Origin of the sequence: Pseudomonas coronafaciens pv. oryzae str. 1_6, assembly GCF_000156995.2 — a bacterium.
Classification (GTDB): domain Bacteria; phylum Pseudomonadota; class Gammaproteobacteria; order Pseudomonadales; family Pseudomonadaceae; genus Aquipseudomonas; species Aquipseudomonas tremae.
Genome location: NZ_CP046035.1, coordinates 3,503,589 through 3,526,473 on the forward strand (window position 1 = coordinate 3,503,589; position 22,885 = coordinate 3,526,473).

The 22,885-nt window shown below is 62.7% G+C and carries 3 protein-coding genes; all 3 read right to left on the bottom strand.

The window, feature by feature from the left end; genetic code table 11:
* Positions 1 to 10 precede the first annotated feature (10 nt).
* Genes POR16_RS15735 through POR16_RS15745 form a run of 3 tightly spaced genes read right to left on the bottom strand, consistent with a single transcriptional unit; the run spans position 11 to position 22,331 of the window.
* Positions 11 to 9,184, bottom strand: a complete 9,174-nt coding sequence (locus POR16_RS15735; RefSeq protein WP_162010102.1) for a hybrid non-ribosomal peptide synthetase/type I polyketide synthase — start codon at positions 9,182 to 9,184, stop codon at positions 11 to 13.
* Positions 9,184 to 13,296 carry a non-ribosomal peptide synthetase gene (locus POR16_RS15740; RefSeq protein WP_054997249.1) on the bottom strand — a complete coding sequence of 1,371 codons (4,113 nt, stop codon included), beginning with the start codon at positions 13,294 to 13,296 and terminating at the stop codon, positions 9,184 to 9,186. The genes POR16_RS15735 and POR16_RS15740 overlap by 1 nt, the downstream gene beginning before the upstream one ends.
* The gene (locus POR16_RS15745; protein ID WP_122381241.1) at positions 13,293 to 22,331 is read right to left on the bottom strand and encodes a non-ribosomal peptide synthetase; all 9,039 of its coding nucleotides are present in this window, start codon (positions 22,329 to 22,331) and stop codon (positions 13,293 to 13,295) included. The genes POR16_RS15740 and POR16_RS15745 overlap by 4 nt, the downstream gene beginning before the upstream one ends.
* Between the last annotated feature and the right edge of the window lie 554 nt (positions 22,332 to 22,885).

A 22,885-nucleotide genomic window follows, 5' to 3' on the forward strand; every position in this document is an offset into this window, starting at 1 on the left:
TGAGACGCCTTCAGCCCAGTCCCGATTCAAAGTCCGAATTGATCATCTCAGCCATCACGTGCGCCCAGGGCGCTGCAACAATGCCGTAGTGGTCGGTGTCCAGTGGCTGCCAGCTCAGCGAGTGCGGCAACAGTTGTTGCCAGGCACGCCGCAGGTCCGCCAGTTGCCAGGCGGTGCCGATACCATAAGGGTTGGGGCGCGTGGCAATGAACAGCCGTGCCTTGGTGTCAGGCAGTTGCGCGGGCCGATACTCGACCATGCTCGCCATGTTGTTTCGGCAGCAGACGGTCAGGCTGTGCAGATAACGTGACGTATCGTTGACCAGGCCAGCAGTTGGCACATCGGGTCGCCGCGCAGAAAACTCCCGCTTGAACACCTGCTGAATCTGGTCTTCGTCAATCTGCGCAAGCTCCAGACCGGCGTCCGGCGCAGGCGGATCGATCAGATACAACAGCGGTTGCCGGTGGTCCGTCGGTACGAGGCTGCACATGGCCTGCGCCACCCAGGCACCGAATGACCAGCCCGCGAGGCGCCAGACGCTGCCCTGCGGACAATGCGCCTGTAGCGCCTGCAGATACAGGCGCGCACGCTCGACAAGGCTGATATTCGGCAACTCCGGCAGACGCAGGGCCGGATCGGCGATGACCCACACACCGAGATCAGGATGCAGTGCCGCGACCATCTCGCGGTACGCCTGAACATCGCCACCCACAGGGTGAATCAGGTACAGGCGTTCACGGCCTGCGCCTGCGTGCCACGGGTCGATACGTACGGCGACATCCCATTCATCGTCAGCTTTTGCCTCATCTGTTTCACTCGACTGCACCAGCATCAGTACTTCACGCAGACTGACCGTGGGGCTGAATTGCGAAAGCTGCAGCACCTCGCCGGTCGCGGCCTGCAACTCATCGATCAGGTCCAGCAAGGTCAGCGAATCGGCGCCCAGTTCATACAGGGAAGCCTCCTCGTCCAGCGACGGAACACCCAGCCACTTGCACAGGCAACCCTGTAAACGTTCGCGAAGATCGGTGTCCGATTGCCCGGCAAGCTTGATGTCGGTCGGGGAAGAAGCGGCGCCGTGACGAAGTGGGTAAAACTGCCGTGCGGTTTCGAGTCGGGTGGTCGAAATCAGCAGCTGCGGCAACTGGGCGCCCAGCGCGGCGTCGAACACCTGACCGCCCTCCTGCGCCGTCAGGCCGACTGCCAGATGCTGCTGGTGAGCCGCATCGCCGACGCCTTCGGCCGCAGCCATGCCGATGTCTCGCCAGATGTCCCAGTTGATGCTCAGGCGCACACACGTATCGGCGGGATCGGCGCGGTAGTGGGCGAAACCATCGAGCACCGCGCTGGCCGCTGCATAATCCACATGACCGGCGCCGCCAAACAGCGCCGACATCGACGAGCAATACAGCACGAAGCCCGGCGTCATCTGCTTGACCAACTCTTCAACCGCCAGCATACCGAGGGTCTTGCTGGCCATGGACGCTGCCAGCGTCTGCGCATCACGCTGACGAATCAGGCTGCCTGCACCGGTTCCGGCAGCATGAATCACGCCGTCGAAACGCCCGTAACGCTGGCGCAACGAGTCGAGAACGGCGGGCCAGCGCGCCAAGTCAGCGATATCCGCTGCGATCAGGTCGATGCGTGAGCGGTAGCCGAGCAGGTTGTCCGGGCAATTGCCGCTGCGCGACAGCACCACCAGACGGCGTTGGCTGGATTGCAACAGGTGTTCGCCTAACGTGCGACCGATACCGCCAGTGCCGCCGAGCAGCAGAAACGTGCCGTCGACGGGCAACAGATTCGAAACGGTTGCAGGGGCCACAAGCGGACTGGCCTGGAGCCTGGTTTGCCACAGATAGTCGTCACGAATGGCCATACGCCGAGGCAGCAAAGCCGGATCGGCCAGCAACGCCGCCAGCGGCCGCGCATAAAGACTTAGCCGTGGCTCGGGAAGGTCAAGCCAGTGGCAGCGGATCGGGTATTCCTGCGGTGCAACCTCAGTGATCCCTGCCAGCGCGGCCAGCTCGGGGCGCTGTACGTCACCATTGACCGGGCAGGCTTGCCAGGACAACAGCCAGAGGCGCAAAACCATCGTTCGCGGAGTCTGGCCCCAGGCCTGCAACAGCGCGCAAACGGTATCCAGACACGCCCATTGCCCCGCCGCCAGACTTTGTTCGTTGACGGCCCCGCTGACCGACAATGGCAGGGCGTGCAGCCAGTCGAGTTCGGTCAGCGGGGCTCTTTGCGTCAGTTCGGCGATCAGCCGTGAGAATGCCGAACTGTCCAGCGGGTCCAGCTCGTAGCGGTCCGGTCCGAGCCGCTGGTAGCCATTGCCGGCGCACACTTCAATGACCTGCCGATACACTTCACTCAAACAACCGAGCACTGTGCTGTCCAGGCGCTCCTGGCTGCACACCACCAGCATGTCCCGGCGCAGGCCGGGCATATTCTGATTCAAGCGGCGCACACGCTGCCATTGGCGCTGATGGAACCAGTCGGCAACGGGCTGTCGCTCGGCCGTCTGCACCGCAGTCGCCGGCGGCTCGACTCTCGCAGAGGTCTGAAAGCGGAACGTTTGTAGGTCAAAAGTCGAGGGTGGCAAGTCCCAGGGCGGCGGCGCAGAGCGAGCCGGCCAGTTGATATCGACGCCTTCATACCAGGCGTCCAGCAGTACCTGCGGCGTCTGTTCGCGACCATCGATGCGCGCCCCTGTCGGGCTGACTCGTTTGATGGCATCAGGTTGCATGCGCAGGGCCTGACCCGGCTGACAGATCGTCGCGAAACGCCAGGGCAAGGCCCGTCGACCACGTTGCAGATGGCGCAGCAGCGCAGGCTGCTGTTGCGGATGAGCGCCGAGCCACGCCTCGATGGCCGCCATGTCGCGCTGCAATGCCGACCGGCTGTGCGCCGAGAGCAACAGGCATGGGGCGACGTCTTCGGCGATGGCTGCCTGCGCCGGTGGCGCAGCGACAATCACATGCGCGTTGGTGCCGCCGATGCCAAAACTGCTGACACCGGCCAGTCGCCGACGGCCCTCGGGCCACGGGCGCGAGGTGGTGGGTATGTAGAACGGCGAGTGCTCAAGGTTAATCTGCGGGTTGATACGACCGAAGCCGAGATTGGGCGGGATCACGCCATGAAACACTGCCAGCGATGCCCGAATCAGACCGACGACACCGGCCGCCGCACCGAGGTGGCCTATCTGGCTTTTCACCGACGCCAGTGCGCAGCTCGCCGCAGGTGCATCACCGAACGCCTTGTTCAGGGCCGCGACTTCAATCGGGTCGCCCAGCAGGGTACCGGTGCCGTGAGCCTCGATGTAACCCATATCGGCACCGCAGATACCGGCCTTGCGCAGCGCCTCGCTGATCACTGCGCTCTGCCCCGCCACCGACGGCGCGGTATAGCTCATTTTCGTCCGGCCATCGTTATTCAGTGCAGAGGCTTCGACCAACGCGTAGATACGATCGCCATCGGCCTGGGCACGGGCCAGCGGTTTGAGCACTACCACGCCATACCCACTGGCACCGATGGTGCCGCTGGCGTCGTCACTGAACGGACGACACAACCCGTCACGAGAAAATATGTGTTGCGGCCGATACCGGTAGCCGTCGGTCAGGATCGGATCGATCAGTACACCTGCCGCCAGCATCACGTCGCTGTCGCCCTGCCGGAGCATGCCGGCGGCAAGATGCACCGCAATCAGCGAACTGCCACAGGCGGCCTGAACACTTAGCGCCGGACCGCTGAGGTCCAGATGATAGGCGGCCTTGGTGGCCAGAAAATCCTTGTCGTGATGCAGTGCCATCTGGAAACCGTCCGGCAGGTCGCCGTCAGCACTTTCGCGCAGCATTTGCTGGAAATAGGTAGTTTCGCCGCAACTGGCAATCAGGCCGATACGTGGCCCCTCGGCATGCGGTGTGATCGCCGCATGCTGCAACGCCTGCACACAGGCCATCAGCAGATGCCGCTGTTGCGGGTCCATCAGCCGCGCTTCCTGCAGGCTGATGCCGAAGTATTCGGGATCGAAATCCAGCATCCCGTCCATCTGGCTGCGAGCGCCGACCAACCCATCGGCGGCATCAAACAGCTCGATACCCCGTTCGTTGCCCTGCACCATCGCCCAGAACCCGGCGAGATCGCTGGCCCCCGCGACATTCACCGACATGCCAATGATTGCCATGGGCTGTTCGCTGACTTCGGCTTGCCGCGCACGCTCGGTCGGCACCGAAGGCGAGGCAGACAGGTGCTGCGCAAGGCGGCGCACAGTCACATGTTCGAACATTTCCGACATGGCCACCGGGTACGCCAGCGTCTCGTTGTAGCGCGCATGCAGGCGCATCAGGCCAAGGCTGGTGGCGCCGGCTTCGAAAAAGGTCTGCTCCGGTTCGATCTCGCGCCCGATCACCGCGACGAACAGTTCACTCAGTTGCTGTTCAAGCGGGGTCAGAGTGATCGCCGTGACCGACGCGCGAGGCCGCTGCAAGGGCTCGCCCAGTTCGGCCAAGGCCTTGCGATCGATTTTGCCACTGGGCGTGCGCGGCCAGCGGTCCAGACGCCGATATTGATCAATGCGCACATGAGCGGGCACGTGCAGCGCAACCTGACGATCCAGGCCCCGGATATCGGGCGTAGCCCCATCGATCTGCAGCCATGCGCACAGGCGCGGCGGTTCGCCTTGCATGGCAACCACCGCATTGCTGACCGACTCGACCTGCATCAGCGCAGCTTCGATCTGTCCGAGTTCGAGGCGCTGGCCACTGATCTTGACCTGCTGATCATCACGACCGATGTAGTGCAGGCAACCCTGCGCATCGGCACGGACCAGATCTGCGGTGCGATAGAACAGTGTTGTTCCGCGTTCGGGCATCTCAAGCTCGACGAAGCGCGAAGCATTCAAGGCCTGATCAGCGAGATAGCAGCGTGAAATCATCGGCCCCGCTACCAGCAGATAACCCTGGCAGCCATGTGGCAGCGGTCGATCATGCTCGTCGACCACCAGCAGGCATGCATTGCTGACGGCATGGCCGATGGGGGCGCGCAATGGCCATTCTTGCACATCAGCCGGCAAGCGCCAGGCGCTGACAACGTGGGTTTCGGTCGGACCGTAATGGTTGAACAGGCGGGCCTGCGGCATACCGGCAAACCAGTTGTTCAACGCGTCGGTACACAGCAATTGCTCGCCCGCCGTCACCACCTCGCGCAGCGCCTGTGGGTAGATCCGATGGCTGACAGCGGTCTGTGCCAAGTGCTGCAGAGCCACGCAGGGCAGAAACAGCCGTTCGATACGCGCCTGCACCAAGTAACTCAACAACGCCGAGGCGTCCTGTCGCCAGCGGGGGTTGATCAGGTGGAAGCAACCGCCGCCGCACAGGGTGCTGAAAATCTCCTGAAAGGAAACGTCGAACGACAGCATGGAAAACTGCAGAGTCACCGATTTTGCCGGTAAGTGTCCCTCGGTGCGCTGCCAGTGCAGCAGGTTGCAGAGGGTCCGGTCCGGGACTTGTACGCCCTTTGGCGTGCCGGTCGAACCCGAGGTGAACAGCGTATACAGCGGTCGTTCACCTGCATGACGGCGACGCTCGAACGATTTATCCGGAGCACCCAGATCAACCCTGTGGCGAGGCACCTCACCACCGTCCAGCGCCGCCAGTGCGGTCTCGGTCGCCGAGCTGTACAGAAGGCAGCAAGGCCGGGCCTGTTGCAGAATCTGCCGTTGCACCGCCAGTGGATAGCCAGGGTCCAGCGGCACCGCGGTGACATTGAGTCGGCTCAGCGCCAGCAACGCCACGATATGCTCGACGGAAGCATCAAGGTACAGCACCACCTGTAACGGCGTATTTTGCCGATCGGGCAGCAGCTCGCTCAGGGTGGCCGCCAGCGTTTCGGCCAGCGCATTCAATCGGGCGTAACTGATGCAGCGCTGATCGGCGACCAGTGCCGGGGCATCCGGCGTGCAGTGCACCTGATGCTCGAACCAGTCGGCCAGCGTGTTGAACGGCGGCTCATCGCTAACGCCCTGACTGGCAGCAGGCAGGCTGAAACGCCAAGGCCTGAGCACATCATGCAGGGTCGCTGCAGGGTTGCTCGTTGCAGGGCTGTCCAGCAGCAAATCGATGCCACGCTGGAACACCTCGTGAATGGCCTGCATCTGCGGTGCATCGAAATAGCTGCACTGGTATTCCCACCAGCATTCCAGTTGCGACCCGCCATCGACCACCAGCAAGGTCAGCGGACACTTGGCCTGCAGGCTCTCGGCAAACTCCAGAGTGGCATTCAACGCGCTGTCGGACAGGCGCGCATAGTCGGTATTTTCCAAGACGAACATGAAGTCGAACAGCGCACTGCCGGACGACAGGCGCAGGTCTTCGACCAGATCCGCCAACGCAACGTCCTGCAAGGCCAGCACTTCGCGCACCACGGCCGTCTGAGCGCGCAACTGATCGCTCAATGCCCTGCCGTTATCGAATGCAACCGGGATCAGCACGGTGTTGGCAAACATGCCCGGCGCATCCTCGAACTCGCGTAACGGACGGTTCGCTACCGGACTGGCGATTCGTGGACGCTCGCAGCCGGTCACGGCGTACAGGCTCCAGGCGAAGGCGCTGAACAGTACCTCGTAACGGGTCAGCCGCTGCTGACTGCAAAACCGGTCAAGCGCCCGGCTGCGTTCGGCGCCCAGCAGCTGACGGTCCAGCCTCGCCTGCGGGCTGGCCGGGCGGGACGGCAACAGCGCGGGCGATGGGGCTTCGAGCCGGCGGTGCAGTGCGGCCAACGCGCGACGCTGATCGCGGTAATGCGGATCGATACGCCATTGCCGTTGCCACAGGGCAAACACCAGCGTACTCAGCGCCGGCGCCGGCTGGTCGCTTGCCCGCCCCTGCAACGCGTCGGTGTACAACTGTGCCAGCTCATCGAACAGCAAGTTCATTGACCAGCCATCGACAACGATGTGGTGCAGATTGATCAGCAGTCGACAGCTGCCATCGGCGAATGGCAGCAGCCAGGCCTTGCACAAGGTAGCTGCCGACAGATCGAACGGTGTGTCGAACACCAGTGCCGCAAAGCTGCGCCAAGTGTCTTCGTCGAACGCTCCACGCGCAAATACCCGACATTCGGCGCCCTGCTCGGCAACCACCTGTTGCAACCCTTCAGCCCCAGACACGAAGGCCGTGCGCAACCCGGGGTGCCGCGCTATCAGTCGTTTCACCGCCTCGGCCAGTTCGGCAACCTGAACACCTGCCGCCAGATGCAGAATGAGCGGCACGTTGTAGGCGGTCGATTCGGGGGCGCGTTGCTGTATCAGCCACAGGCGGCTTTGTTCGGCGCTGGCAGGTGATTGCTTGGGCGTGCTGATGGCCGGTGCGGGAGGATAGGCCAGCGCGTTGACCTGTTCGGCGCCAATACGCTCGGCCAGTGTCGCGAAAGGTTCGGCCAGTAAATCGGCAATCGCTATTTCCCGATGCCAGTGGTGGCGAATCGCAGAACGCAGGCGCATTGCTTTGAGCGAATCGCCACCGCTGGCAAGCCAGTCGTCCTGCCCGCCCAGTGCCGGTTGAGCCAACAGCGAGCGGGCCTGGGTCAGTAACCAGTCCAGAACGGGCGATTGCTCAGCGCCCGTGGTTGCCCCGTTGGCCGGCCGCCATGGCTCCAGCGGCTGCGCCAACAGCGCCTGTTGATCAATCTTGCCATTGGCGGTCAGCGGCAGGCGCGGCAGCAGAAACAGCTGGTGCGGCCGCATCCACGACGCCAGACGCTCACGCAGATGCTCCTCCAGGCTGCGATAGTCCAGCCCGTCGCGTGGCACGATGAAGGCAAGCAACTGGTGATCCTCGGCCGCCTGTCTGCGCGTGCAGACATGCACCTGGGCAACACCCGGATGCTCCAGCAGGCGTTGTTCGACCTCTCCCGGTTCAATCCGAAAACCGCGTACTTTTACCTGACGGTCCACCCGCCCCAGATATTCGATCAGTCCTTCGGCGTTGACCCTGACCAGATCGCCGGTTCGATAATGCAACGCTGTACCGCCGTCGAGCGCGGACAGACGGACGAAACTGCGGGCAGTCTCATCGGCCCGCTGCCGGTAGCCACAGGCCACCCCGCTGCCGCTCAGGTACAGCTCGCCTGTTTCTCCGGCTGCCACCGGGCTTTGTCTGGCGTCCAGTACGTGGGCGAAGGTGTCCGGCAATGGCCGGCCAATCGGTACTGCATCACCCGCGAAATCACGGGGAATTGGCCAGGACACGGCAAAGGTGGTGCATTCGGTGGGGCCGTAAACGTTGAAAATCCGGCAGCGGCTTTCGGGGTTGGCCTGATACCAGGCGCGGACGGCGGCGGCGCTGACTTGTTCACCGCCGATCAGTACCTGGCGCAGGGTCGAGAAACAGTCGGAGCACTCGGCGCTGAGGGTGTTGAACAGCGACACCGTCATGAACAGGGTATCGACCTGCTGCGCTTCCAGCACTGCGCCCAGACGTTGTGCGTCCTGCACATCGGCGTCCGCGATCATGACGCAGCAGCCGCCATTGAGCAGCGGCGCCCACAGTTCAAAATTGCAGGCATCGAACGCCGGGTTGGAAAGGCAGGCGAAGCGCTCCGCCTGCTGAATATCGATATAGCCGCCGGGCTGGGCAAGACGCAGCAGACCGCGTTCGCCGACTTCCACGGCTTTGGGCGTACCAGTGGTTCCCGAGGTGTAAAACAGGAACATCAGCTCGGCAAATACATCGCGGACCGGCTGCGGCGGCTGATCGGGGTTATCCAGCAACGTCTCGACAGATGCATGCCAGACTCCCGCCGCTACCGACATTTCAGGCTCATCGCTCAGGGTTACCAGCCCTGTACAACCGGCATCGGCCAGCATCAACTGGCGGCGTTGCAGCGGGCTCGCGCGATCCAGCGGCACCACCACACCCCCCACTTTCAATACGCCCAGAATGGTTGCCACCCATTGCCAGCAGCGCGGCAGGCACACGGCAACCGAGTCGCCGGGGTTGACGCCTTGCAGCAACAGCCCGCTGGCAATTCGCTCGCTGGCACTGGCCAGTTGCGCATAGTTCAGGCGAACCTGTTGATCCAGCACGGCAAGGGCCTGCGGGGTATGGCGCACCTGTTCGGCAAAGCGCGCGAGCAGCGTTGCCGGGGTCTGGGTCTGGTTCTGGGGCTCGCCATCGTAACGGCTCATCAGCGCGCCTCCTGCGAATCGAAACGTTGCAGCTCTTGCCTGAGTGTCTGCGAAACCCGATGCACCTCGGCGCTTTCCAGCATGTCCCAATGCCCGCCATGCACCAGCCTGGCTCGGTAACCGTCGCTGGCACGTAGCCGCCAGAACCGGCGCAATTCGTGCAACTGCTGACGACTGAACCCTTCACGCGCCTGGATCAGCACGATGCGCCCGGCCTGCGGCTCGCACTCGTAGGCCGCCATGGCCAGGCGGTTGTGGTTATACAGATGAAAGTAGCGCTCGACCTGAGCGTCTTCGATACCGGGATACATGCCATTGAAGCGCACCAGCTTGTCGCGGAACTCGGCCATGTCCACCGTACCGATCTGCTCCCGGAACCCAGCCTCCTCCGAGCCCTGCGTGTCGAGCAGCACAACCGTGACCTGCCGATGGCCTGCCGCAGTCAGGCGCCTGGCCATTTCATACGCCACCAGGCCGCCGAACGACAGCCCGGTGAGAATCAGCGGTTGCGTGATCAGCGCAGCGATACGTTGCAGGTAGGCCTCGGCCATGGCTTCGACAGTCGGCTCGGTGCTTTCCCCCGGGTTCAGCCCCGGTGACTGCACACCGTATACCCCGATGTGTTCAGGCAGCTCTTTGGCCAGCGACAAGTAGCAGAAGGCCGTGCCGCCCGCAGGGTGAATGCACACCACGTTGCGCTGTCCCGCACCACGGCGGAACTCGATCAGGTTGCTCTGCGCGGCAGCCAGACTGGCACCGGTACGCAACCAGCCGCCCAGCGCTTCGATGGTCGGGTGGGCGATGATGACCCGGACCGGCATCTTGACCGCGAACGTCTGACCAATCTGGTAAGCCATCTTGATCGCCGCGATCGACGTTCCGCCGACGTTGAAAAAATTGTCGCGAATACCGATTTGCGGCACCAGCAACAGGTCCTTCCAGATTTGATACAGCGCCAGCTCAATGTGGTCCCGCGGGCTGCCGAGATTGACCTGCCTGGCGACCAGATCCTGATCAGCCAGCGCGGTCAGCGCCTGGCGGTCGATCTTGCCATTGACTGTCAACGGCATGGCATCCAGCCATAAGTAGGCACTGGGCAATACCGCTGTGGACAAGGTGGTGGCCAGATGTGCCCGCACAGCCGACTCATCCGGCGCCTGATCCACCACGCAGCAGGCCACCAGCCGCTGGGTCTGCGCGCTGTCGCCAACCATCAACACCACGCTGGCGCGGACGCCCTGAAACAGATCGAGCCGCGCTTCGATTTCACTCAGCTCAAGACGCATACCGCGCAGCTTGACCTGAAAATCATTGCGACCGAGAAACTCCAGCTGGCCATCCGCACGGTAACGCGCCAGATCGCCGCTGCGATACAACCTGTCACCGACAATGAAAGGATTGTCGATGAAGCGCTCGGCGCTGAGTTCGGCCAGGCCCAGATAGCCGCGTGCAACGCCAAAGCCACCAATGTGCAACTGCCCGCTGACGCCGACCGGCACGGGTGAATCATGCTGATCAAGTACGTAAAAACGCGTATTGGCGATAGGCCGCCCGATCGGCAACTGGCGCTGCGGAACCTCGGCCCCGGGCTCAAGCGTCCAGATGCTGCTGATCACCGTGGTTTCGGTCGGGCCATAGACGTTGTGCAGACGGGCATGTGGCAGCCGCTCCTGAAACAGCCGCGCCAGTGCAGGCGAAAGTTCGCCGCCCCCGCTGAAGACATCTTTCAGCCCTCGACAGTCGCGGACTTCGTCGGCTTCCAGAAACAACTGCAGCATGGCTGGTACGAAGACCATCGCCGTGACCTGCTGCTCGCGCACCACCTGCGCCAGATAGCCCGGCTCGAAATGCCCACCGGGCCGAGCGATGATCAGGCGCCCACCGGTGACCAGCGGCCAGAATGTCTCCCAGGCCGACGCATCGAAACCGAACGGGATCTTGTGCAGCATCGTCCCGGACTCGCCACAGAACTGCTGACACCACAGCAGCAGATTGCTCAGCCCGCGATGGGTCACCATGGCCCCTTTGGGCAGGCCGGTGGTGCCGGAGGTATAAAGCACATAGGCCAGGTGTTCGTCAGTCACGCCCACGTGTGCGGGTTGAGGATTGTCCGTCGGGCAATCGGCCCAGAGCACGGCGTCGGCCTGCAGGTCGACGATGGGTACCTCACGGTTTGCCCCTTGCAGCGCCTGACGCAGGATGGCTCGCGTGGCTCCCAAGGTCAGCACCGCCGCAGGACAGGCATCATCGAGAATGTGGCTCAGGCGGCCTTGCGGGTAATCCGGGTCCAGTGGCACGTAGGCACCGCCTGCCTTGAGTACCGCGAGCAGCGCCACCGGCAGCTCCAGCGAGCGCTCGATGCAGACAGCCACGCGCACATCCGGGCCGACGCCCAGTTGACGCAGGTGATGAGCAAGCCGGTTGGCCTGGCAATTCAGTTCACGGTAACTCAACGACTGACCTTCGAAGACCACCGCGCAATCGTCGGGCCGGCGTGCGACACGCGCTTCGATCAGACGGTGCACGCATTCGATGGGCTGTGCCAGCGGTGCCGGGCAGTTCCACTGGTGCAGCATTTGCTCGCGCTCGGCGTCCGCCATCAGCGCCAGTGCACCGATCGGTTGCTTGGCATCGGCAGCAACCTGCTCGAGCAAGTGCCGGTAATGCCCGCTCAGACGCTCGATGGTCGACCGGTCGAAAAGATCGGTGTTGTACTCCACCAACAGGTGCAGCAAGCCGTCGCGCTCGACCCACTCGAAGGCCAGGTCGAACTTGGCCGTGGCGCTGCCCGTGCCATATGGCGTCATGCTCAGCCCCGGCATCTGCAACGTCGCACCCGGCGTGTTCTGCAGCACCATCATCACCTGAAACAACGGTGAATAGGCGCTGTCACGCGGCGGGTTGAGCGCCTCCACCACCCGGTCGAACGGCACATCCTGATGGGCGTGCACCGCCAGCAGCGTGGCGCGAAGCTCGCGCAGCAATTGGGCGAATGTCTGCTGCGGATCAAGACGCTGACGGATGACCTGGGTATTGACGAAATGCCCGATAAGCGGCTCGATTTCGGGACGGCTGCGGTTGGCGAACGGCGTGCCGATGCACAGGTCCTGCTGCCCGCTGTGCCGCCATAACAGCACTGCCAGCGTACCCATCAGCACGTTGAACAGCGTGCCTTGGGTTTGTCTGCCCAGCGCACCGAGTGCACGCAGGGTGGCGCCGTCCAGCGATGAACTGAACGTTGCACCGACGTAGCGCTGTACAGCAGGACGCGGTCGGTCAACGGGCATGTTCAGGCAGGCGGGCGCGTCGGCCAGGGTGTGCCGCCAAAAATCGAGTTGGGTCTCAAGCGCTGCGTCGCTCAGGCGCTGTTGCTGCCAGCAGGCGTAATCCGCGTATTGCACAGCCAGCGGCGCCAGGCTGGAGGGCTGCCGGAGCAGAAAGTCCGCGTACAAGGTAGCGATTTCCTGTGCGATCACGCCCATCGACCAGCCATCGGCAATGATGTGGTGCACGCTGTACAGCCACAGATATTCGTCGTCAGCCAGGCGCAGCAATGAAGCACGCAGCAAGGGGCCACTGGCCAGATCGAACGGTGTCCTGGCGTCCCGCTCGACCGCGTTGCCGACGTGCTCTTCGCGTTCTGCCGGAGTCAGGTGTCGCAGGTCGGTGACCGGCAGCAATAATGTAATGGCCGGGTGTATTACCTGGCGCGGCTCGCCATCAACGCTGCAAAACGTGGTGCGCAAAATCTCATGACGTACGATCAGCCCGTTCAGAGCCTTCTCCAGCGCGCCCACGTCAAGCGAGCCTCGCAATGTGACCGCCGATGGCACGTTATAAAACGCATTGCCCGGCTCCATCTGGTCGAGAAACCACAGCTGGCGTTGCGAAAACGACAATGGGCAGGCGCTTTGATCGGCCGCACGGCGTGTGATGGCGGTCGGGTCAGTGTCGCTCAACAAGGCAATCAGTTCGGCCTTGTGCTGCTTGAGCGCTTGCAGCATTTCGTCGTCGAGAAACCCCTTGGGGGCCTTGCAGCGCAGCTTGTCACCGTCTGTTTCGAGAACCACGGCATGACGTCCGAACAGCTCCAGCAATTGATAGGCATTCATATCTCTATCTCCTCCATGTCGCTGTCGTCGTCCGAAAGTTCAACCGGTGCGCGTGCGAATGCTTCTACCTGAGTCCTATGTGCTTCATCGGCCGTGCGCAACCCGCCGACCATCGAGTAGATCAACAAGTGCTCCGCGCCCAGATCGAACAATGCAGGCAATTGTTGCTCTTCGAGAGAGCCCATGCCGCACAGACCAATGCCCTGCTCGACGGCGGTCATGGTCAGCAATTGCGCCATGCCCCCCGCTTCGATGTGACAGAAATCGCGACTGCGCTCGCCGTACAAAGGGCGGATCGCCGCCATGTCGGCCACGAAGAACAATGAGAACGCGGCGTTTTCGTAAACCGGGCGGTTGACGAAGTAGTCGTAGGTGTCGGGGTCCAGCGCGCCGCTGTCCAGCGCCAGCAACCGGTGCAGCAACGGGTCATAGTAATAGGCACCGCCGGGTACACCGCTGACCCGCTGGGGTTTGACGTACAGGTAGGCTTGAATCGGGTAGGCGCCGCCAGCCGATGGGAACTGATATTTCACTTCATCGTCCAGCGTCCCTTGCGCAAGCGCAGCCAGCAGCCCGGCAAAAGCATCGCTCGGGACTGGCCGCGAGGCATATTGGCGTACCGATCGGTAATCGCTGAACCGCCGGGTAAACTCCGCATCGCCAGGGCGAGGCAGCTCTATCGCAGGCGTGCTTGCGTCGAAGCGCCGGCGGCCATGCTGATCGGCCTTGAAACGGGCGCGCTGCTGCGGGTCCTCCAGCACCTGTTCGGGCTTGTCGGCCTTTTGCCGGACGCTATCGAGCGCAGTGCCTTCGGCCCGATTCTGTCGATACAGCGACAGCAGATTGAGCAGCGTCGGCTGCGCCAGCAACTGCCCGACATTGGGCCGGAACTGCAACTGGCCGGACAACGCGTTGCTGATCCTGACGATATCAATCGAAGTCGCCCCCAGATTCAGCAGGTTGGCGTCGGCAGCAATTGCAGGACGTTTGAGCACGTCCTGCACAATGGTCACCAGTTGTTGCTCGTCTGCCCCCTGCACTTGCAGCGCCGGGCCGGATGCCTCAATAGCCGATGGCTCAGGCAGACGCTTCTTGTCGACCTTGCCGTTCGACGACAACGGCCACTCCAGCACAAAGGTGAACGACGACGGCACCATGTAGGCAGGCAATTTGTCCGCCAGGTACTGCGTGAAATCAGTTGCCTGCAACGACGGATCGGCCTTGAGCACATACCCCGCCAGACGCTTCTCGCCCAGCGTGTCGCCCAGCACACGAACCACCGCGCTTTGCACGCCGGGATGGCGATTGAGCGCGGCCTCGATTTCGCCCAGTTCGATACGATGGCCCTGGACCTTGACCTGGGTATCCTCACGCCCCAGGAACTCGATATTGCCATCTGGCAGCAAACGTCCCAGATCGCAGGTACGGTAAAGTCGCTCGCCGGTCAACGGGTGACAAAAGAAGCTCCCTGCGCTGAGTGTTTCATCGCGCCAGTAACCTTTGGCCAGCCCGATACCTGCAATGTACAACTGCCCCGCAACCCAGGTCGGCCGCACCTGCAAGGCATTGTCGAGCACGTAAAAGCGTTGCTGATCGAGCGCCTTGCCATACGGAATGCTGCGCCACGCCGGGTCGATGGTTTGCAGCGGGTATTGAATCGACCAGATGGAGGCCTCGGTGGCGCCGCCCAGACTGATCAGTCGCAGTGCGGGCTGCAAGGCCCAGGCGCGCTCCGGCAACGTCAGGGGAATCCAGTCGCCCGAAAGCATCGCCACACGCAGGCTCGATGGCAATGTGCCCTGCTCGCCTTCGACGTACTCCAGCAACATGCCGAACAGGGCAGGTACCGAATTCCACAGGCTGATACGATGCCGCTCGATCAGGCTCAGCCAGTGAGCCGGATCAAGGGCAAGTTGCGGTTCGAGCATCACGACCGCTGCCCCTGCCGCCAGGGTGCCGAAGAAATCGTAGACCGACAGATCGAAACTCAGTGAGGAAATGGCCAATACCCGATCCTGCGGGCCAACGGCAAAGCGGCGGTTGATGTCGAGCAAGGTATTGACTGCGCCGCGATGGTCGATGACCACGCCTTTGGGCATGCCGGTCGACCCCGAGGTGTAAATGACATAGGCGAGATCGTCCGGCTTGAGATCGACGCTGTGCAACTCGGGCGCAGCAGCAATGCTCTGGTCGCTGACGGCAATTGTTTCAACGTGCGACGGCCACTCGACGCGGGTCAGAAGTGCTGGCTGGGTAAGCACCAGACTCGCTTCGGCACGCTGCAGAATATGCTCCAGACGTTCCGTTGGCAGCGCGGGGTCGAGCGGCAGATAGGCACCGCCTGCGTATTGAATCGCCAGGGTTGCCAGCACCTGCTCCCAGCCTCGCTCCATGACCACTGCGACCAGACGATTGGGCAGCACACCTTTGGCCTGCAGAATCGCCGCCAGTTGCCGCGCTTCGTCGCGCAGTTGGCCGTAGCTCAACTGGCGCTGGGTGCCGATCACTGCCAGCGCTTCTGGTGTGGCAAGCGCCTGGCGGTCAAACAGCTCGTGCATCAACGCTGACTCGACAGGGCTCTCGGCAGGCACTGGCAAGCGCGCCATCGGCAGCAGTTGCGGGGTGTCTGCGCTCCAGGCAGCGGGTTCCAGCAAGCGATCCAGCAACGCGTTATAGGCAACGAACATCTGCTCGATCATGCCTGCCGGAAACAATTCGTCGATGCTGTCCCAGTTGAACAACAGACGTCCTTCCAGCTCCAGCAAGGTGTGATCAAGCCATACTTGCGGGGTCTGGGTGATGCTGTGCATGTGTTCGGCATTCAGCGCATCGGCCAGATTGAACTCGGCCAGTTCCGGTGCGGCTTCCGACAGCGTGCTGTTGAACACAATCGGCATGGCGGTCTGCTGAACGCCACGTGCCTGGGACAGCTCGCGCAGCACCCGCACGCCGCTGACCATAGAATGATCGATGTCCTGCCACAATCGGGCCTGCACCGCGCGGGCCTTTTCGGTGAAGCTTGCGGCGCCGTCGATACTGACTTCCAGCAAGACCAGCGAGGTGAAGTCGCCGATGATGTCATCGACATCCGGGTGCAGCGGCATGCGGTTGAACAGCGGCAGGCTCAAGGTGAAACACGGCTGTCGGCTCCACAACGCCAGCACTTCGCTGAACGCGGTCAGCAGCATGACTGAAGGCGTTACCGCGAACTGTCTGGCGAGGTCCTTGAGTCGCGACCATTGCGCAGCTGGAATATCGCGGTCACGGCGCGTGAAATGCGGCCGGACGATGCTTTCCGGCTGGCGCACCAGCGGCAGGTCCGGCGCAGGCGCCAGCGAGGTGACCTTCTCGCGCCAGTAGCCCAGCGCCTGCGCATAGCGGCCTTCATTGCGCAGCCGATGTTCGGCCAGCACATAATCGCGAAAGGTCAGGCCAGGGTCAGGTAGGTCGAGCTGCGGATCGGCATAAAACGCCATCAGTTCGCGCGCCAGGATCTGCGTGCTCGCCGCGTCAACAATTAATGCGTCGAGGCTGATGTGCAGATGGCTGATGTCATCGTCGAGCAACGACAGGCTGAACTCGAACAACGGCCAGCGACTGGCATCCAGCACTTGGTGAGACTGCCGTTCGCGCGTGTCATGCAACGCCTGTTGTACCGCCTCGCCCGCCAGGCCGCGCAGGTCGCTGCGTGGCATCTGATAAATCGGCACGCGTTGCAGGACTTGCTGCGTTCCATCATCAAGGAATATCACGCGCAACATGTCGTGGCGCTGAATCATGCGGTTCAGGGCATGCTCGAAACGCGACGCATCCAAGCCGGGAATACGCAGTTCTTCGTAGCCGTGCGCACTGACGCCGCCGAGGCTGACCGAAGCTTCACGGCCAAACCAGTACGCTTGCTGAATGTCGGTCAGCGGGAATGGCGCATAGCGTGCCTCGCGGTCCGCTTCGATCAGGGCCAACGGAGTTTCGACCTTGCCACCTGCCTGCCATGAGTTCCTGACCTGCTCAGCCAGTTCAGACAGCACGGGGGTCTTGAACAGGCTGCTCAGCGACAGCTGCGCGCCCATGCGCTGATTGATCATGTAGATCATTCGAGTGGCCAGCAGCGAGTGCCCGCCCAAGTCAAAAAAGTTGTCTTCGACGCCGACCTGCCCGCACTTGAGCACCTTGGCCCAGATCGCCACCATTTGCCGTTCGACCTCATCACGCGGAGCCACATAAGTGGTTGTCGCCTGTCGCTCCGGTACCGGCAGGGCCTGACGATCAAGTTTGCCGTTGCGGGTCAGCGGCAACTGCGCCAATGCCACCCAGGCGCTGGGGATCATGTGCTCCGGCAGGTGCTGACGCAGCTCGGTGCGCAGCGTCTCGACAGAGGCCGGGCCGACCACGTAGGCCACCAGACGCTTGTCGCCCGGGGTGTATTCGCGCAACAGCACAACGGCGTCTTGTACGCCGGGTTGCTGGTGCAGAAGGCTGTCGATCTCGCCGAGTTCGACGCGAAAACCGCGCAGCTTGACCTGCTGGTCGATACGCCCGAGGTATTGCACATTGCCGTCGGCCTGAAAGCGCGCCAGATCGCCACTGCGGTACATGCGTGCGCCGGGTTGCGGGTCGAACGGGTCTGGCGAAAAGCGCTCGGCACTCAGGGCCGGACGGTTCAGGTAACCACGCGCCAGACATGAGCCGGCGATGTACAGCTCCCCCGCTACACCGACCGGCAGCGGGTTCAGATCGTCATCAAGCACGTATAGCCGCGCATTATCGATAGGACGACCAATCGGCGGAGCGTCCGGCCACTGCGCGGCGTCGCTGCACGTCAGGCTGTACTGGCTAACGACGTGAGTCTCGGTCGGGCCATACTGGTTATGCAGGTGCGTGCCACCCAGGCCCAGAACGAAGGCGCGCAGCTCGTCATTGACGTGCAGCGCCTCGCCCGCGGTGATGATCTCGCAGCCGCCTGCCGGCATTGGCGCATCGGCCTCAGTGAGGCTGGCCAGCTGCTGAAGCACGGCGAACGGCAGAAACGCGCGCTGGACTCCCTCGCTCACCAGCAGCGGACGCAGAGAAGCCAGCTCCTTGCGGCTGGTTTCACTCATCAACAACAGGCTGCCGCCCTGACACAACGTGCTGCAGATTTCCTGAAATGACACGTCGAAATTAAGCGAGGCGAATTGCAGTACACGTGCTGGCGCTGGCGCCTGATCCAGTTGCCAGGCGATCAGATTGTCCAGCGCCGCACGGCTGTGTGCCACGCCCTTGGGTCGCCCGGTCGAGCCGGAGGTGTACAGCACGTAGGCAAGGTTGGCGGGGCTTACCGCGACCTGCGGCTCGCTGATTGGACAGCGCTGCCACTGCTCGACATGCACATCCAGACAGCACACCGGCAAGACCGCGCACTGTGCTGGCAGGCCATCGCGCAGCGAGCGTTGCGTCAACAACAGGGCCGGGGCGGCATCCTCGAACATGAACGCCAGACGCTCGGCCGGATACGCCGGGTCGAACGGCACGTAGGCCGCACCCGCCTTGAGGATGGCCAGCAAACCGATGACCATCTGCGGCGAGCGCTCAAGACACAGACCGACGCTCTGCTCGGGTCGCACGCCCTGTTCGATCAGATAGTGCGCAAGGCGATTGGCCGCCTGGTTCAGTTCGGCGTAGGTCAGTTTCTGTCCGTCGGCGAGCAATGCCACGGCGTCGGGCGCATGCTGCGCCTGAGCGGCAAAGCGCGCCATGCAATCGGGCATTGCCGAGGTGTCGCGCCGGGTGCGGTTCCAGTCATGCACCATCCGCCGCTGTTGCTCGGCATTCAACAGCTCGATGGCAGCCAGTGGTTTTTCGCTGCCCTCGACCATCTGTAGCAGAACGTGACGCAGGTACTCACCGATCTGCGTAACGGTATCGCGCCTGAACAACCCCGAGGCGTACTCCAGCCCTCCGATGATCTCTCCGTCGCGTTCGCTGAGCGCCAGTTGCAGATCAAATTTGGCGACCTGCCGAGCGCTCGGCAGCTCGCTGACCTCAAGCCCCGAGAGCAGCAGGTCTGAATCCTGATTCTGCTCCCAGGCGAACAACACCTGGAAGACCGGGCTGTGGGCCAGGCTGCGCGGCGGGTTGAGCAACTCCACCACCTGATCAAACGGCAGGTCCTGATGCTCCTGCGCGGCAAGTGCGACATCGCGCGCCTGCTGCAGCCAGCTGGCCACTGTAGGGTCGCCATTGCGGGTCATGCGCAAGGCCAGAGTATTGACGAAGAAGCCGATCAGCCCTTCCAGTTCCTGCTGGCTGCGATTGGCCGAGGGAACGCCGATAACCACGTCGGCCTGCCCGGACAGACGCATCAGCAGCAGCGACCAGGCGGCCAGCAGGTTCATGAACAGTGTGGTGCCGTGCTCCGCTCCCAGCGCTCTCAGCTTTGCTGTAAGCGCCCTATCGATGACCAGCGGCACAAAGCCGCCCTGATAATCCTGCACTGCCGGACGCTTGTGATCGGCAGGCAATTCCAGCAGCAACGGCGCGCCGCTGAGGGCTTCATGCCAATAGCGACGCTGCGTTTCCAGCACCTCTCCACTGAGCCAGCGACGCTGCCAGACTGCGTAATCGACGTATTGCACCGGCAGCGGCGGCAATGGATCGGCGCGCCCTTGCAAGAACGCCTCGTACAGCAGGCCCAGTTCGCGGGTCAGCACGCCCATCGACCAGCCATCCGAAACAATGTGGTGCTGGGTCAGCAGCAACACATGCTCATCATCCGCCAGCTTTACCAGGCTGACGCGCATTAGCGGTCCGGTGGTCAGGTCGAAAGGCCTGGCGCCCTCTTCCTCCATCAACTCGCCGAGACGGGCCTCGGCATCGTGGTAGCCCTGAAGGTCGATAACGGGCAGCGGCAGGCGCTGACCGGCGACTGCAACACACTGCCGACCTTCGCCTTCAATATCCATGAACGTGGTGCGCAAGGCTTCGTGGCGGTTGACCAGCTGATTGAAGCTGCTTTCCAGCGCCGACACCTGCAAAGGCCCGCGCAGGCGCAGGTTGAGTGGCATGTGATAGGCCGCATTGCCACCTTCAAGTTGCGCCAGAAACCACAGGCGCTGTTGAGCGGACGACAACGGCTGAGCAGCCGAGCGCTCCACCGGCGTGATCGCCAGGCGCGCGTTGCCCTGCGCACTGACCAGCCGCTCGGCGAACTGTCGCAGCACCGGCGCTGCAAATAAGGCAGCCGGTGAAACATCCAGGTTCAATTGCTGACGGACCTGCGCCAGTACCCGCATCACCAACAAGGAGTGGCCACCGAGCGCAAAAAAGTGATCCTGACGGCCGACCTGTTCAATACCCAGCACATCGGCCCAGATAGCTGCGATAGCCTTTTCCAGTGGACCTTCGGCAGCTTCGAAGTCGTGTTGATTGAAAGCATCGGCCTGCGGCTCGGGCAATGCACTGCGATCCAGTTTGCCGTTGGCCGTCAGCGGCATTGCGTCCATGCGCACGAATGCAGCGGGGATCATGTAGTCAGGCAGATTGGTTTGCAGTTGTTGACGTAGCGCACGCGGGGTCAGAGCTACCTGACCAGGTTCGCGGTTGCCGAGTGCATGAAAGTAGGCAACAAGCCTCGACACACCGCGGCGGTCTTCGCGAAGCAACACGACGCTTCCACGCACGCCAGGAATCTCGGCCAGACGCGCCTCGATTTCTCCCAGTTCCAGGCGCAGACCGCGCAGCTTGGCCTGCGTGTCGTTGCGGCCGAGAAACTCGAAATTGCCATCGTCCCGCTGGCGAGCCATGTCACCACTGCGATACAGCCGCTCACCCGGCACAAACGGGCTGTCGATAAACCGTTCGGCGCTCAGTTGCGGCAGGTTCAGATAGCCGCGTGCAACACCAGCGCCGCCAATGTACAGCTCACCTGCAACGCCTTCGGGAACCGGTACACCTTGATCATCAAGCAGGTAAATCCGGGTATTGGCCAACGCCCTGCCAATCGGCAGAACGCCGTCGACCTGGCTGGCAGCATCGAACTCAAAACAGGTGCTGTCGATGCTGGCCTCGGTGACGCCGTAAGCCTGCACGATTTGCACGTGGTCACCACACAAGCTGCGCAGTTGACGGGCGCTGTGCGCGGTCCATATGTCCGAACCGCAGACCACGCTGCGCATGAATGACAGATCGTGGCCGGTCTCTTCCACCCAGGCCAGCAGCAAGTTGAGCACCGCCGGCACGAAATCTGCGAAGCCGATGGACGCCTCGCGCATCAGGCGGTAAAGCGCGGGCGGGTCCATCAGGGTGTCACGTGGGCACAGCACCAGGGTGCCGCCAAAACCCAGTGCGCGGATCAGATCGGCACTGAACACATCAAAGGAAAACCCGGCCATCTGCAGATGATTGACAGGCGTGCTCAGTGCGTAGAGTTGCTCCCAGGCTGCGCTGACCGCAATCAAACCGCGATGCTCGACCATAACGCCCTTCGGCACGCCGGTAGAGCCCGAGGTGTAGATCACATACGCCAGATGACGAGACGTCAGGCCGATGACATGCGGGTCGGGATTGTGGGCTGGCTGCCCGGCCCACAGGCAGGTATCTGCCATGTCGAGCAGCGTTGGCGTTTCAGCGCATCCTGCCAGTGCCGCCAGCATGGCTGGACGCGCCAGGTCATGGGTCAGCAGCACCCGCGGCGCACTGTCCGTCAGCATATGCGCCAGCCGTGCCTGCGGGTAAGCGGGGTCAAGGGGCACATAGGCACCGCCTGCCTTGAGCACTGCCAGCACGCCAATCAGCATGTCCAGCGAGCGCTCCAGGCAAATGCCGACACGCACATCCGGACCGACGCCGAGCCCGCGCAGGTGATGCGCCAGTCGATTGGCCTGAGTGTTCAGCGCCGCATAATCGAGCGACTGGTTGCCGAACCTGACGGCAACGGCTTGAGGCGCGCGCTGCACCTGAGCCTCGAACAGTCCATGCACTGACTGGTTTTCGTCGAAGTGCGGCTCAGTATCAGGACGAACGAAGCCCGTCCCGTGCGAGGAAAATATGTCGACCATCAACAACTACCGTCCATGAACAGATTGTTTTACGGGAAGGCAAAGCCATGGCATCCGCCCGCCAGGACCGACGTCGAGAACGCCGGCAAGCATGCATGAGGCTTAGGGAGAGGGTGCGGCGCGCGCTCTGGGGATCACGTCATTGCCAGACATGACAAGGCCATGCACAAGGTTTTGAGAGTGGGCGCCGAGCGCGACAAGGCGCGACTCGCGAGTGGACGAGGGACTGGCTGGCTCGTTGACGAGACCCATTGCAGTGCCCATGGAGCTGAAGTTTGCAGACCGCGTGACCACTTGAAACCTCATCTTCCGCTTGAGGGTCAACGACGGGGAACGTCCTGTGCAGGGGTATCAGCGCCAGGGTGAACCCAATCGGCTGTGATTGCCGGAGCGGTAGCCCCAGGGCAATCAATGGCGCTGGGTTTTTGACCCTTGGCGCCGAGGGACAGTAATCATCAATTTTGCCAGCGAGGCAAACAAAAAGTTATAAACCGGGAAAATGTCCGTCAAACGGCACGCTTTTCAGTGCGAGACTCCCCTTCAGAAAACAGCGG

Excerpts from the sequence above, each read along its gene's own strand:
- POR16_RS15735 (WP_162010102.1), bottom strand. The coding sequence starts at position 9,184 with ATGAGCCGTTACGATGGCGAGCCCCAGAACCAGACCCAGACCCCGGCA.
- POR16_RS15745 (WP_122381241.1), bottom strand. The coding sequence starts at position 22,331 with ATGGTCGACATATTTTCCTCGCACGGGACGGGCTTCGTTCGTCCTGAT.
- POR16_RS15740 (WP_054997249.1), bottom strand. The coding sequence starts at position 13,296 with ATGAATGCCTATCAATTGCTGGAGCTGTTCGGACGTCATGCCGTGGTT.